The following is a 12,789-nucleotide window of genomic DNA, read 5'->3' on the forward strand; positions in this document are numbered from 1 at the left end:
AAGAGTAGATCGGATTCAATTCAAACCCGAACTCCCCTTCCGTTCTAAATTTTTCCGCTCAAGTTCAAAATAGAACACGCGCTCGACCTTTCTGGTTATACTCTGTGAAAAGCTCTTCAAATCACGTCAACGACGCCTTGCCGAAGGCATGGGTACTGACTTCGTCAGTTTCATCTACAACCTCAAAACCATGTTTTGAGCTGACTTCGTCAGTTCTATCCACAACCTCAAAACGGTTTTTGAGCAGCCTGCGGGCTAGCTTCCTAGTTTGCTTTTTGATTTTCATTGAGTATAAACAGCCACTCTCCAGTTCAATTGGAGAGTTTTTATAAGAGCAGAGATTTACACACCTAGATTTGACACCATACATTTTCTATGATAAAATGTAACAAATTCATTTACAACAAATCGAAATCTAAATGAAATGGAATTTTCTATGAAATCAATCAAAGGACTACTCTTTATCATAGCTAGTTTTATCTTGACTCTTTTGACTTGGATGAACACTTCTCCCCAATTCATGATTCCAGGACTAGCTTTAACAAGCCTATCTCTGACTTTTATCCTAGCCACTCGTCTACCACTACTAGAAAGCTGGTTTCACGGTTTGGAGAAGGTCTACACCGTCCACAAATTCACAGCCTTTCTCTCAATCATCCTACTAATCTTTCATAACTTTAGTATGGGCGGTTTGTGGGGCTCTCGCTTAGCTGCTCAGTTTGGTAATCTTGCCATCTATATCTTTGCCAGCATCATCCTTGTCGCCTATTTAGGCAAATACATCCAATACGAAGCTTGGCGATGGATTCACCGCCTGGTTTACCTAGCCTATATTTTAGGACTCTTTCACATCTACATGATAATGGGCAATCGTCTCCTTACATTTAATCTTCTAAGTTTTCTTGTTGGTAGCTATGCCCTTTTAGGCTTACTAGCTGGTTTTTATATCATTTTTCTATATCAAAAGATTTCCTTCCCCTATCTAGGGAAAATTACCCATCTCAAACGCTTAAATCACGATACTAGAGAAATTCAAATCCATCTTAGCAGACCTTTCAACTATCAATCAGGACAATTTGCCTTTCTAAAGATTTTCCAAGAAGGCTTTGAAAGTGCTCCGCATCCCTTTTCTATCTCAGGAGGTCATGGTCAAACTCTTTACTTTACTGTTAAAAATTCAGGCGACCATACCAATAATATCTATGATAATCTTCAAGCCGGCAGCAAAGTAAGTGTAGACAGAGCTTACGGACACATGATCATAGAAGAAGGACGAGAAAATCAGGTTTGGATTGCTGGAGGCATTGGGATCACCCCCTTCATCTCTTACATCCGTGAACATCCTATTTTAGATAAACGGATTCACTTCTACTATAGCGTCCGTGGAGAAGAAAATGCAGTCTACCTTGATTTACTCCGTGACTATGCTCAAAAAAATCCTAATTTTGAACTTCATCTAATCGACAGTAGGAAAGACGGCTATCTTAATTTTGAACAAAAAGAAGTGCCTGAACATGCAACCGTCTATATGTGTGGTCATCTTTCTATGATGAAGGCACTTTCCAAACAGATTAAGAAACAAAATCCAAAAGCAGAGCTTATTTACGAAGGATTCAAGTTCAAATAAGTAGTCATAACCACCCGTGAAAACGGGTGGCTTGTACACCGGCTATAAGCCGTTTCTCTCCAGCGGCGTCTAAAGACGCTCGCTGAACTTCGTTCAGGTCGTGCTATATTACTTGACTAATGCCCGTCACAACGGGCTTTTACCTTGTTCTAAATCCGCCATCAGAAAACGGATCTTCATATTCTTTTACACTCAGCTTATCGAGTGCAATGTCATTCTTTTCCTGCTCGCGAATATATTTAGCTACGGTCTTTTCGTTTAGTCCAACGGTACTTACATAGTATCCCCTAGCCCAGAACTTTCGATTTCCATACTTATATTTTAAATTAGCGTGCTTATCAAATATCATCAATGCACTTTTGCTCTTGAGATACCCCATAAAATCGGAAATCGAAAGTTTGGGAGGTATCAATACAAACAGGTGTACATGGTCTGGCATCATATGACCTTCGATAATCTCCACGCCACGACAACCGCATAGATGTTTAATAATATCTATCAAATCCGACCTGACTTTGTAATATATCGCCTTACGGCGATACTTAGGTGTAAAAACTATATGATATTTGCACATCCATTTAGTATGTGATAAACTGTAACTGGTTTTAGCCATTTATTTTTCCTCCTTTATCTAACCTGAACAATTAGATTATACTTGGAAAAATAAATGGAAGCTAGAAGCCTTGTCAGCCACCAGCATAGCTGGTGGTTTTCTTGTTTTTCTCTACGAGAAAAACTGGCTTGAAGCCATAATCATACTCTCCTGGGATTTCCCAGGAGAGTTTTTTATAGCCAGATAAAATAAGACCGGAGCGATGGAATTTTGGCATTCAAATCAATTGATAAGAATATTTTATAGTGGAATAAAATAGGATACGAACAAATTGATTAGGAAAATCAAATGAATTTATAGAAATCTTTTAGCAGTCATGGCGTCCTATTCCAGTTTCAAAATGCTATAGAAGCAGCATTGTGCTAGTCTAGATTCAGTTTACTATACCAAAACGAGTAGCTTGAAATCAAAAAACCCACCCAATGGGTAGGTTTCATCTGTATTATTCAGCTAGATTAAGCTTTACCTTCCGAACCGAATACGTCGATACGTTCTTCAACTGATGCTTGGATAGCTTTTACACCGTCAGCCAAGAATTTACGTGGGTCGAAGAGTTTTTTCTTGTCGTATTCTGCTTCGTTTGCTTCGTAGTCACGAGCAAATTTACGAGTTGCGTTAGCGAATGCGATTTGGCATTCTGTGTTAACGTTAACTTTGGCAACACCAAGTTTGATAGCTGCTTGGATTTGCTCATCAGGAATACCTGATCCACCGTGCAATACGATTGGGAATCCAGGAAGAGCTTCTGTCAATTTTTGCAAGTGATCAAGGTCAAGACCTTCCCAGTTTGCTGGGTAAGGACCGTGGATGTTACCGATACCAGCTGCCAAGAAGTCGATACCAGTTTCAACCATTGCTTTAGCGTCTTCGATTGGAGCCAATTCACCTTTACCAATGATTCCGTCTTCTTCACCACCGATAGTACCAACTTCAGCTTCTACTGAGATACCTTTAGCGTGTGCTTTTTCAACAACTTCTTTAGCCAATTTAAGGTTTTCTTCAACTGGAAGGTGTGAACCGTCAAACATGATTGAAGTGTAACCAACTTCGATACACTCAAGTGCATCTTCGTAGTGGCCGTGGTCAAGGTGGATAGCTACTGGTACAGTGATACCCATTGATTCAACAAGGTTAGCGATCAAGTTGCGAGCAACTTTGTAACCACCCATGTATTTAGCAGCACCCATTGAAGTTTGGATCAAAACTGGAGCTTTTTTAGCTTCTGCTGCGCGCAAGATAGCTTGAGTCCACTCAAGGTTGTTTGTGTTAAATCCACCAACTGCATAACCGTTGTCACGAGCTGCTTGGACAAATTTTTCTGCTGAAACGATTGCCATTTTATCAGGCCTCCTGTATATTTTTATGGGTCACCCCATTTACATTGTTCATTTTATCACTTTTTGACAAAAAAATCTAGTTTTTCCCGTAGTTTCGATTTAATTTCTTCTAGCTTCATCCATGTAAACCCTTTCTATCTCTAGTCTTGGGCGACTTTTGGAAAAGCTATGAAGAAGGTTAAACGATTCTCCTCCATCTCGAAATGATAAGCTAATTTTTCATGTTCCAATAGACTCTTGACCACAAAGAGTCCCATCCCAGGCCCTTTGGGCTTGCGACTAGCATTATCAGAAAAAGACTGGGCTAGTTTTTCTTGTTCTTCTGAGCTACAGCTATTCTCGATAAAGAGTTCCCCTTCTCTTTCTCCAATGCCAACCAAGCCACCTGGAACAGAGTGCTTGATGGCATTGCTGATGAGATTAGAAAGAATCAACTTCATAACTGATGGGTTTAGATAAGCCTGCTGATGGGTCAAACTATTGTCAATCTGGAGCTCTCTTTCCTTGGCGAGCAAGGCATAATCCTTAACCAGACTTTGTGTCATCTGGAGGAGGTCAATTTCTTCCCTATCATCTCGCAACTCCTGCACAGAAGAGAGGGAAAGTATCTGCAGAACATGGTGATTGAGTTCATCCACAATCCCCAAGGCAACTCCCAGATACTGGTCTCTATCCTTATAACGACCGATATTCTCTTTCATGTTTTCGATCAGGATTTTCAAACTAGCCAGCGGTGTTTTCAGTTCATGAGAAGCCCCTCGTAGGAATTCGACCTTCATCTTCTCCAGCTGGAGAATGGCTTCATTCTTGTCATGCAAGTCTGCAATGACAGTCAAAAGATGCTGGTAGAGGCTATTGATTTGTTCCTTGAGATCACCAATCTCATCCCTAGAATCCACGCGCAATCGCACTTGGGAATCCAGTTCCATCATTCTACGAGTCACCCGTTTGATTTCCAAGATCGGGGCAACAATGGTCCGAGCATAGATGTAGGCCACCAAGAGGGAAATTAGAAAGGATGCCAGCAAGGTATAGGGAAGAAATTGGAGACTGATTTGCTCTGCTTCCTTTTGCAAATCCATAGAAACCAGAAACTGGAGAGTCATGGTGCTACCATCTTGCGTTGTCACCTCACGCTCCTCAATAAAGAGAGAGGTGGTCTGACGGTCCGTATCCAGAGGAATGCTGTCCTTGACTTCTAACTTGTCCTCTGTCATCTCGCCCTTAACGCCCCCCTTGATATCACTAGTCTGGGAATACAGCTCTAACACTTGCTCGATGCTCTGCCTATCCTTTCCTTCTAGGGACTTGGCAATAGCTGTCGCTTTCTGGCCAATGGTTTCCTGACGATGACTCAGATAAGTCGAGGGAAATAGAAAATAAATAGCTAAATGAAGGCAGATAACCAGAACACTAAATATCGAGAAGGTATAGATAAATATCTTTGTAAATAAACCTGTTCGTCTCATTTTCGCTCCAATTTATAACCAACATTGCGCACAGTGAGGATGCAGTCCAGGTCTAGTTTTTTCCGCAATTCCTTGATATAAACATCAATGACACGGTCAAAGGGAACCTCATCTGTCGCTTTCCAGACGGCATCGATTATCTGAGACCGAGTCAAGGCCCGGCCTTCATTTTTCACCAGATAGTCCAGAATTTCCAACTCTTTGGCATTGATAAGCACTTCTTGACCTGCTAGACTGGCACTGTAGCTCTCAAAATCCACCCTGGCATCTTTATAAGAGAAGATTCGTCCTGTATCGTAGTATCTCTTGAAAATTGCATCCACCCTCACTTTTAAGAGGGAGAGGGAGAAGGGCTTTTCCAGATAGCCATCTGCCAGAGAAGCAAAGGCAGTCATCTTGTATTCCTCATCCTGAAAGGCGGTCAGCATCAAGACAGGAACCTGACTGGTTTTACGAATCTCAGCTAGGACTTCTAGACCATTTAGCTTGGGCATCTGGATATCTAGTAAAATCAAGGCTACTTCATAGCTGGAAAATTTTTCTAAGGCTTCTTGCCCATCTGCAGCCTCAAGGGTTTCATAGCCACAATCCGTCAAATAATCACTGACCCCCTCACGGATCATCTCTTCATCTTCTACAATTAAAATTTTCATACTTTAACTGCTCTCTATTTTTTATTTTTCTTATACTCAATAAAAATCAAAAAGCAAACTAGGAAGCTAGCCGCAGGTTGCTCAAAGCACTGTTTTGAGGTTGCAGATGGAAGCTGACGTGGTTTGAAGAGATTTTCGAAGAGTATTAGAATAACTACCTACTCTATTTTCTATTATAGCCTCTTATTGGCCTTTTGTCTGTAAGCAACTGACCACTAGATAAAACAAAGAGAGCCTATCGCTCTCTCTGCTTGCATTTCACTCTCTGTGGAATGAAAATTATTTAGCTGCTTTTGAAAATGTTACAACGTAATTATAATCTTTCCCATTATTTTTATAGAGATAGTCTTCTTTAACAGTATAACCACGTTTACGTAATTCCTCTTTCTTGGCATCAACTTGGTTCTTGACTGCTACTTTTACTTCATCATCTGTTGAACCTTCCGCGATTTCAAGAGGAGTTCCATTGATATCTCCTAGAAAACCTGCAATATCTTTCATTTTATCAAAGTTATAAAAAACATTGACTTTGACCTTTTGAGGAGCTGATGTTACAACTTCTTCAGCTTCTACTGTTGTTCCTGCGTCTTTTGGAGCTAGTGTTTCTTCTGTTCCTACTTCTACAGATGGTTGTGTGTCTGTTGACTCACTTTCAGAGGTAACTGATGCTTCTTTTGACTCTGACGATTCTTCTGATGTGGCATTTGTTGTTCCATCTTGTGTCTCAGAATTATTTTCTTGTGAATTTACTAAGTTAGAATCAGACGAAGTCGCTTCTCCAGTTTCTTCTGTGGTGGTCAATACTTTTTCTGAGTCTGATGATGGAGCTACAGATGTTTTTCCTGTTTCTGCCATATCCGTAGCTGATGTGTTTTCAGCTGGTTCTACTTGGCTTTTCTCTGTGCTTTCCGTAGATTCTACAGTCTTTGCTTCCTCTGTTGCTCCGTTACCGTGCGATGTTACATCTCTTGTTTCTGAAGACGCTTCCTGTGAATTAACATCTTTACTGTTTGTCTCTTCTATCAGATGTGTTTTCGACAATATCAGCTTTTGTTTTAAATGAGGAAAGTTGAGATTCTGTCACCTCTGCTTCTTGAATTGCTGGCCCATACTGTCCAACTAAAGCCTCCGAGTCGACCTTATCTCCTAAAATTTGTGCAACAGTAATCCAGTGATGTTCATGACGAGGGTTATTAAATGCACCAAGACCTGTATAAGTATATAGAGGATTTATCAATGATTTATAATGACCAGTTTGACCTGCAACTGTCTCACCCTTTGATTTTTTAATATAATCGGCTTTTTCTGAGTACCATTGCTTAATCGCCTCTGCAAATCCTTTATAATTCCACGCCAAGTTTTCTCCAAATGTTCTAGTACCAGTCGGAAAAGCTGTCCAAATATTTTTGTCAGAGAGACGAGCATGGGCATTCGTAATAGAAGACTCAGCAGCTCTCATAAGAGCCGTTTTTTCCAGTTGTGTTGACCACTTAATCGGAACATACTTATCTACTAATTTCTCCTCAAAAGCCTCTTTACGAATCTTATTAAGAGAATCTAAGATAGCTTGTTGATCTGGTGTTAAAAATTCTCCTTTGATTCCCACCAAAACATTGCCAGCAGATGCTTGACTCACTTCCGATTTAAATACAGTCTGCACCTCCTTTTGTGGTACAGCCGGTGCTTCCCCTTTCGGTGTTACTGGATCTTCCGTGGTTGGTCTTGTAGCTACCGGTGCTTCTGATTTTGGTGCTGGAGACGCTGGTGCTTCTGCTTTTGGCGCTGGCGCTGCTGGTGCTTCTGCTCTTGGTTCTGATACCATTGGCTCTTCTGCTTTTGGCGCTGGGGTCGCTGGTGCTTCTGATTTTGGTTCTGATACCATTGGCTCTTCTGCTTTTGGCGCTGGTGACTCTGGTGCTTCTGCTTTTGGTTCTGATACCGTTGGCTCTTCTACTTCTGGTGCCAGTGTTGCTGGTTCTTCCGCTTTTGGCGCCGGTGACTCTGGTTCTTCCACTTTTGGTGCTGGGGTCGCTGGTGCTTCCGATTTTGGTGCTGGGGTCGCTGGTTCTTCCGATTTTGGTTCTGATACCATTGGCTCTTCCACTTTCGGTGCTGGCGCTTCAGAACTTGGATTTGAAACTACAGGTTGATTTGTTGTCCCTATATTTGAAAGGGCCTTGTCTACTACTGGACTTGATTCAGTTGAGTTCCCTGATTCAATTGTAGTATCTGCAGATGGAGCATGTAAAGTTTCTGATCTTGTTTCGGCTTTTGGCGCAACTGAGACTGAGGTTTCTGATTTCGATGCCGGCAATACTGACTCTTCAGCTTTCTCTGCTGACGCCGCTGGGATTTCCACAGCTACTGGTGTCGTTTGTTTAACAGTAGTCCTTTGTTCACCAGTTACAGTATCTGTTTTTGTTTCAACTTCATAACTTTGACGACTACCAGAATTATCAATCGACACTCGCTGTCTTTTTACTTCTGTATTTCCATCTTTTAGAAAAGCCTCTTCGCTAAAATACAATTTATTATTAGCAAAAATCAAATCTCTATTTGCAATACGATTTATCTCAACCAAACTATCAACAGATAGCCCTGTTGCCCCACTAATAGCACTCAATGTATCTCCCCACTTAATTGTGTAGTGTGATAAATTGTCTATATTTAAAATATCAGCTTTCACTTCCTCAACTGTTCTGGCTACCCAAACACCATCTTGTTCACTGGCTGATACAGTTGGAGATAAAAAGCCTAGCCCCAGTAGAATCACACCTGTCGCAACAATTGCACCCGTTCTTAATTTTCTAAAACCACGGAGGGATAAGCTTCCTCTAACATTTGTTTGTCTCATAATATTTATTTTTCCTCACTATTCTATATTTTCCAAGGTAGACCCTGCCTAGGTCTACTAGCCTATGTTTGCGATATGGATAGGCTTCTACAGATTTATCTATAGATTTTTATGCACAATTCCATATATAAGTTGCGAAACCCCTTTCTAATAAATTCCATAACTTTAGTATATCATATTTAACACTAAAGTACAAAGAAAGCAACTGAAAGCAATGATTTTCACCACTGCTTTCTGCTTCATGTATCATTTTAAAACTTTCAGTTGCTAGCCTCATTTTTCAGTCTAGCATCAGTATTATTCACCATCCAGCAAAAGCTCTTTTGGTTGTTTTCTAAGGAGATTGCTTGAAGCAAGCGCCATAACGAGAACCACTAGAACCAAGGCTAGGACAAAGACGATGATAAAGTCTGAAGTCTGAATAGAAATATCTAGGCTCGACAAGGTCTTGCTAAAGCCATCTACTTCTGCACCACCACCAAGGTTAGAGGCTTGAGCCGCCTTACTAGCCTGTTTGGCAACACCTGAAGTCACATTGGCAAGGACAGTGTTTCCAATTGCACGGGCAGTGTAATTAGCTAGGAAGTAAGCAGAAACTAGAGCAGGGATAGCAATCAAGATGGATTCGGTTATGAATTGCCCCAAGATACTTGCCTGCTTAAGACCGATAGAGAGGAGAATGCCCACTTCCTTACGACGGGCGTTGATCCAAAGACTAAGCAAGAGTGCAAGGAGAAGGACTGAGAAGCTCAAGCTACCCCAGAAGAGGAGGTTGGCCATCTTGTACATACCAGAAATGGATTGCTCTAGAGCTGGGTAGTTAGAGGAACTCTTAACGAGTGTGTAGCTCTTCCAGTTGATACCACTGATGCCATTCAACTCTTTCATAACATCATCCAAGTTCTTGTCTGCTGTTACAAAGAAGGTTGCGTCCCCATAAATAGCTGTGTCTTCTGTGTATCCATAAAGTTTAGCAGCAGTATGGATGTCTGTGATGGCTGTATTTTCGTAAAGCTCTTGTGAGTAAGTTACTGCTGACTTATTATGACCATCAAAGAGTCCCTTGATTGTCACTTGGACTGTTTCCTTGGCTCCTTTTTCATTATCGGCATCGTAGATATTGGAGTCTAGTTTGACCTTATCCCCAACTTTCCAGCCGTGTTTGGCTGCCAAGTCCTTATGCATGAGAATCTTATCTTTGTCGTCGTTGGTTAGATGCTCACCTTCGACCAGCTTATAAGAACCAGAGACAAACTTGTCTTCTTTAGAGGAGTCATTGACACCAGTGATCATCAAGCTACTTCCAAAACGTTTGGCACGATCAGCAGTGAGATTCTTCTTGGTTTCTGGCGTTTCAATGAGGTCATATCCAGTCAAATCTCCGATAGCGTTGATACGTTTGACATAAGACTCGATGGCCTTGTTTTCGGTGATTTTTTTGATGTCTTCACCCTTGATATTCCCAGCACCACGTGGCGTTCCTTGATTGACGCGACGATTGATTTGCATGGAGAAGCTGTTGGTGATATTTTTAAAGGTCTCCTGAGAAGCTTTGGCAGTAGCTCCCTTGATCGACAAGCCGACCAAACTCAAGCTCGCCATGAGGAGAATAATCAGGAAGATGACGATCGATTTGAAAAACTTCCTTGTAACATAGGCAAATGCGTTGTGTAACATAGATTCCCTTTCTAGATTTTATTCTATTTTATAGTTTGAACAGAAAAAGTTCGTATTATTTCGTAGTATTTCGAGTTTCAGTCAGTTTCTTATCTTTCAACTCAAGTGTAATATCTGATGCTTGTGCCACTTCTTTGCTGTGGGTTACGACGATGACACATTTACCTGTTTTCTGGGCAAGTGATTTGAGCAGTTCGACAATATCTCCAGCAGTTTTAGGATCCAGATTTCCTGTTGGCTCATCAGCTAGAATAACTGGAGCTTCTGAGACCAAACTGCGAGCAATGGCAACACGTTGCTGTTGACCACCTGATAACTGGAGAACATTCCGCTTGATCTGATTTTCATCTAAACCAAGCTCAAGCAGTGTATCCTTGCTTGCCTTTTTGTTGACCAAGCGGATATTTTCCAGTGGAGAAAGATAATCTATCAAGTTATAATTTTGAAATACCAGGGAAATATGGTGCATACGATGGTAGGAATACCCCTTCTTACGAATATCCTCTCCTTGGAAAAGAATCGAACCTTCAACAGGACTATCTAAACCAGCAAGTAGGGACAAGAGAGTGGATTTCCCCGCTCCTGACTCCCCAATAATACTGTAAAATTTCCCAGGTTCAAAATGATAATTGATCTGATATAGGACTGCCTCAGCAGTGTTCTTATAACGGTAGTTAAGGTCTTGTAATTGTAATAAAGTCATGATTTCTCCTTCTTATACTCAATGAAAATCAAAGAGCAAACTAGGAAGCTAGCTGTAGGTTGCTCAAAGCACAACTTTGAGGTTGCAGATACAGCTAACGCGGTTTGAAGAGATTTTCAAAGAGTATTAACTAATAGATGATAAAATTTCTTTCGGCGCTTTTCTAAATAAGAATAGGAAACAAAGGGCTACAGATAAGCAACTAAGCAGAACTAGAAAAACATAGGATGCTGCAAAAGATAGGATGCTGGTTGATAGACTGCTTGCTTTGGCTAGCGTGTCTTGTAAGCTTGCCTGCTCTCCACTTGCTAGTAGAGTTTGGAGTAGGTAGGATGTGATGGCGTTGCCTGCAGCAAATGCTGGAAGCAAGGCACCAAGAGATACCAAAACTACCTCTAAACAGAACTGTAGGAAGATCAAGCTCTTGCCTTTTCCAAGTGCTAGTAAAATCCCCACTTCGTAGACCCTTTCTCTCAACCAGAGAGACAAGACCAAAATCAAGGCCCCTACTCCTGCTATCAACATCCCATAAAGGAAGATGGTCAGGAAGGTTTGAAAGGTTTCCACTGAGTCTTTGATTTGTTCAAAAGCCTTGTTTTCCTTTTCGACTTGGTAGCCTTGATTTTCCAAGGCCAAGTTTTCTACCTGCTTCATGAGTCCGTCCATTTTCTTAGGATTTTCTACATAGAAGCGTGCTGCACTGACTTGAGCTTCACTATTGACCAAAAGGGTTTGGCTACTTTCATAATCTGTAAAGACTTGATTTTCACTGAAGTCAGAAGACAAGCCTGTGAATTTCTCTTGTTTTTTACCAGAAAAGATGCCGATAATCTCAAACTCTACTGTTTGTCCTTTTCCAGATTCAGACTGACCAGCATCCAAGCCAATCTTGTCATGAAGCGAAAGACCGTTCTTCTTAGCCAACTCTTCGTGGATCAGGATTTTCTTGGAATCCCCTTTTTGAAGGTGTCGCCCTTCTTTTAGGTTGAAGGCCGAACTGGTAAAGGTCACATCCTTGGATGAATCCTCAAGAGCCGTTAAGCTGACCAAGTTTTTGTCTGCAGCTGACAAATCATCACGCTCCACGCTCTGCTCGCCACTCACTGCTTCCTTGTCTTTTAGTTTTGCGACCGTCTCGAGTTCAGGAGAGACATGTTCCAGTCCCTTAATCTGGCTCACGGATGATAAGTCCGACAACTTGAAAGTCTGACCATTTTCTATCTTCTTAATAGAAAAAGATGTATTGAGTGATTTGTAAAGATTGGTTTCAACTGTTTTGTTGGACTTCATCAGCGTCAAACAGGCTGAAATTCCAGCCAATAGGACCAATAAAATCAGAAATAAAATAAAACTTCTCAGTCGTTTTCTGCTGACATAAGCCCAAGATCTTTGGATTGGATTCATTTGTCACCTCCATATTTGTAAGACTATTATAAAACCCAAATATGAAATGTTTATGAAATACGAAAAAAATATCGAGTAGGGGATAATCTCTAGTCCCTCTCACACCACCGTACGTGCCGTTCGGCATACGGCGGTTCAACTAACTTTTAAAGCATGTCGTTCAAGGTCATAATCCAAACACAAAATCAGTCCACGTTTTTCTTAGGCTAAAAGAGTCCACTGGACTCTTTTACTCCGTCCCATAACCAATGATTTAATAGCGCGTTCAGCTAGATTATTGGAAAGGACCAGATGCCCGTCTTTCAATAGAAATCACGACTTTCTGATGAATTTATTTTGGGAGTGATAGAAAAGCCCTTCATAAGCCAGTCTACTTGTTCAGGCGTGAGAGCTTTGATATCCTTTTCTGTACTGGGCCAAGTCAGTCTGCCGCTCTCAAAGCGTTTATATAG

12 protein-coding genes and 1 pseudogene are annotated in these 12,789 nt (G+C 41.2%); 1 reads left to right on the forward strand and 12 read right to left on the reverse strand.

The genetic code is table 11. The features are described 5' to 3' along the window. Positions 1 to 121: 121 nt before the first annotated feature. Entirely contained in the window at positions 122 to 286 is a 165-nt protein-coding gene (locus HT687_RS09940; protein WP_172924183.1) for a hypothetical protein, read from the reverse strand. 150 nt (positions 287 to 436) lie between these two features. On the opposite strand from HT687_RS09940, the gene HT687_RS09945 reads away from it, so the two are divergent. After that, positions 437 to 1,627 (forward strand): ferric reductase-like transmembrane domain-containing protein, encoded by a 1,191-nt coding sequence (locus tag HT687_RS09945; RefSeq protein ID WP_031233641.1) that lies wholly within the window; start codon positions 437 to 439, stop codon positions 1,625 to 1,627. Positions 1,628 to 1,766: 139 nt separating this feature from the next. On the opposite strand, the gene tnpA is transcribed toward HT687_RS09945, so the two are convergent. The 11 genes and pseudogenes from tnpA to tnpB form a co-directional block, all read right to left on the reverse strand. Further along, complete coding sequence (tnpA, locus tag HT687_RS09950) at positions 1,767 to 2,240, reverse strand: IS200/IS605 family transposase (protein WP_023934883.1); 474 nt, start codon at positions 2,238 to 2,240, stop codon at positions 1,767 to 1,769. A 455-nt stretch (positions 2,241 to 2,695) separates the two neighbouring features. Beyond that, positions 2,696 to 3,577: a class II fructose-bisphosphate aldolase gene (locus HT687_RS09955; protein ID WP_001019001.1), complete on the reverse strand. Its 882-nt coding sequence runs from the start codon at positions 3,575 to 3,577 to the stop codon at positions 2,696 to 2,698. Between the two features lie 140 nt (positions 3,578 to 3,717). After that, positions 3,718 to 5,046, reverse strand: coding sequence for a sensor histidine kinase VncS (gene vncS / locus HT687_RS09960; protein WP_001254965.1), 1,329 nt, complete (start codon positions 5,044 to 5,046; stop codon positions 3,718 to 3,720). Continuing rightward, positions 5,043 to 5,699: a response regulator transcription factor VncR gene (gene vncR, locus HT687_RS09965; protein WP_023936605.1), complete on the reverse strand. Its 657-nt coding sequence runs from the start codon at positions 5,697 to 5,699 to the stop codon at positions 5,043 to 5,045. Before vncR ends, vncS begins: the two co-directional genes overlap by 4 nt. Before the next feature lie 279 nt (positions 5,700 to 5,978). Then, a complete protein-coding gene (locus HT687_RS09970) occupies positions 5,979 to 6,740 on the reverse strand; it encodes a hypothetical protein (RefSeq protein WP_023936607.1) in 762 nt (253 codons plus the stop codon). Then, positions 6,703 to 8,553 (reverse strand): CAP domain-containing protein, encoded by a 1,851-nt coding sequence (locus HT687_RS09975; protein WP_054394515.1) that lies wholly within the window; start codon positions 8,551 to 8,553, stop codon positions 6,703 to 6,705. Before HT687_RS09975 ends, HT687_RS09970 begins: the two co-directional genes overlap by 38 nt. A 297-nt stretch (positions 8,554 to 8,850) precedes the next feature. Then, positions 8,851 to 10,230: an ABC transporter permease subunit Vex3 gene (gene vex3 / locus HT687_RS09980; protein WP_100104492.1), complete on the reverse strand. Its 1,380-nt coding sequence runs from the start codon at positions 10,228 to 10,230 to the stop codon at positions 8,851 to 8,853. 55 nt (positions 10,231 to 10,285) lie between these two features. After that, positions 10,286 to 10,933, reverse strand: coding sequence for an ABC transporter ATP-binding subunit Vex2 (gene vex2, locus HT687_RS09985; protein WP_000173719.1), 648 nt, complete (start codon positions 10,931 to 10,933; stop codon positions 10,286 to 10,288). 126 nt (positions 10,934 to 11,059) lie between these two features. Further along, positions 11,060 to 12,337 carry an ABC transporter permease gene (locus tag HT687_RS09990; RefSeq protein ID WP_001068295.1) on the reverse strand — a complete coding sequence of 426 codons (1,278 nt, stop codon included), beginning with the start codon at positions 12,335 to 12,337 and terminating at the stop codon, positions 11,060 to 11,062. Between the two features lie 234 nt (positions 12,338 to 12,571). Next, positions 12,572 to 12,646: pseudogene (locus HT687_RS09995) on the reverse strand (transposase); the annotation flags it as partial. Then, positions 12,640 to 12,789: IS66 family insertion sequence element accessory protein TnpB (gene tnpB, locus HT687_RS10000; RefSeq protein WP_172924184.1), on the reverse strand; the 150-nt coding region annotated here is incomplete at its 5' end. The pseudogene HT687_RS09995 and the gene tnpB, both read right to left, overlap by 7 nt.

The organism is Streptococcus sp. 1449 (genome assembly GCF_013276805.1).
Lineage (GTDB): Bacteria > Bacillota > Bacilli > Lactobacillales > Streptococcaceae > Streptococcus > Streptococcus pseudopneumoniae.

Bases quoted from the DNA above. Each gene is read 5' to 3' on its own strand.
- HT687_RS09975 (WP_054394515.1), bottom strand. From the start codon at position 8,553: ATGAGACAAACAAATGTTAGAGGAAGCTTATCCCTCCGTGGTTTTAGA.
- vncS (WP_001254965.1), bottom strand. From the start codon at position 5,046: ATGAGACGAACAGGTTTATTTACAAAGATATTTATCTATACCTTCTCG.
- HT687_RS09990 (WP_001068295.1), bottom strand. From the start codon at position 12,337: ATGAATCCAATCCAAAGATCTTGGGCTTATGTCAGCAGAAAACGACTG.
- vex3 (WP_100104492.1), bottom strand. From the start codon at position 10,230: ATGTTACACAACGCATTTGCCTATGTTACAAGGAAGTTTTTCAAATCG.
- HT687_RS09955 (WP_001019001.1), bottom strand. From the start codon at position 3,577: ATGGCAATCGTTTCAGCAGAAAAATTTGTCCAAGCAGCTCGTGACAAC.
- HT687_RS09940 (WP_172924183.1), bottom strand. From the start codon at position 286: ATGAAAATCAAAAAGCAAACTAGGAAGCTAGCCCGCAGGCTGCTCAAA.
- HT687_RS09945 (WP_031233641.1), top strand. From the start codon at position 437: ATGAAATCAATCAAAGGACTACTCTTTATCATAGCTAGTTTTATCTTG.
- vex2 (WP_000173719.1), bottom strand. From the start codon at position 10,933: ATGACTTTATTACAATTACAAGACCTTAACTACCGTTATAAGAACACT.
- tnpA (WP_023934883.1), bottom strand. From the start codon at position 2,240: ATGGCTAAAACCAGTTACAGTTTATCACATACTAAATGGATGTGCAAA.
- vncR (WP_023936605.1), bottom strand. From the start codon at position 5,699: ATGAAAATTTTAATTGTAGAAGATGAAGAGATGATCCGTGAGGGGGTC.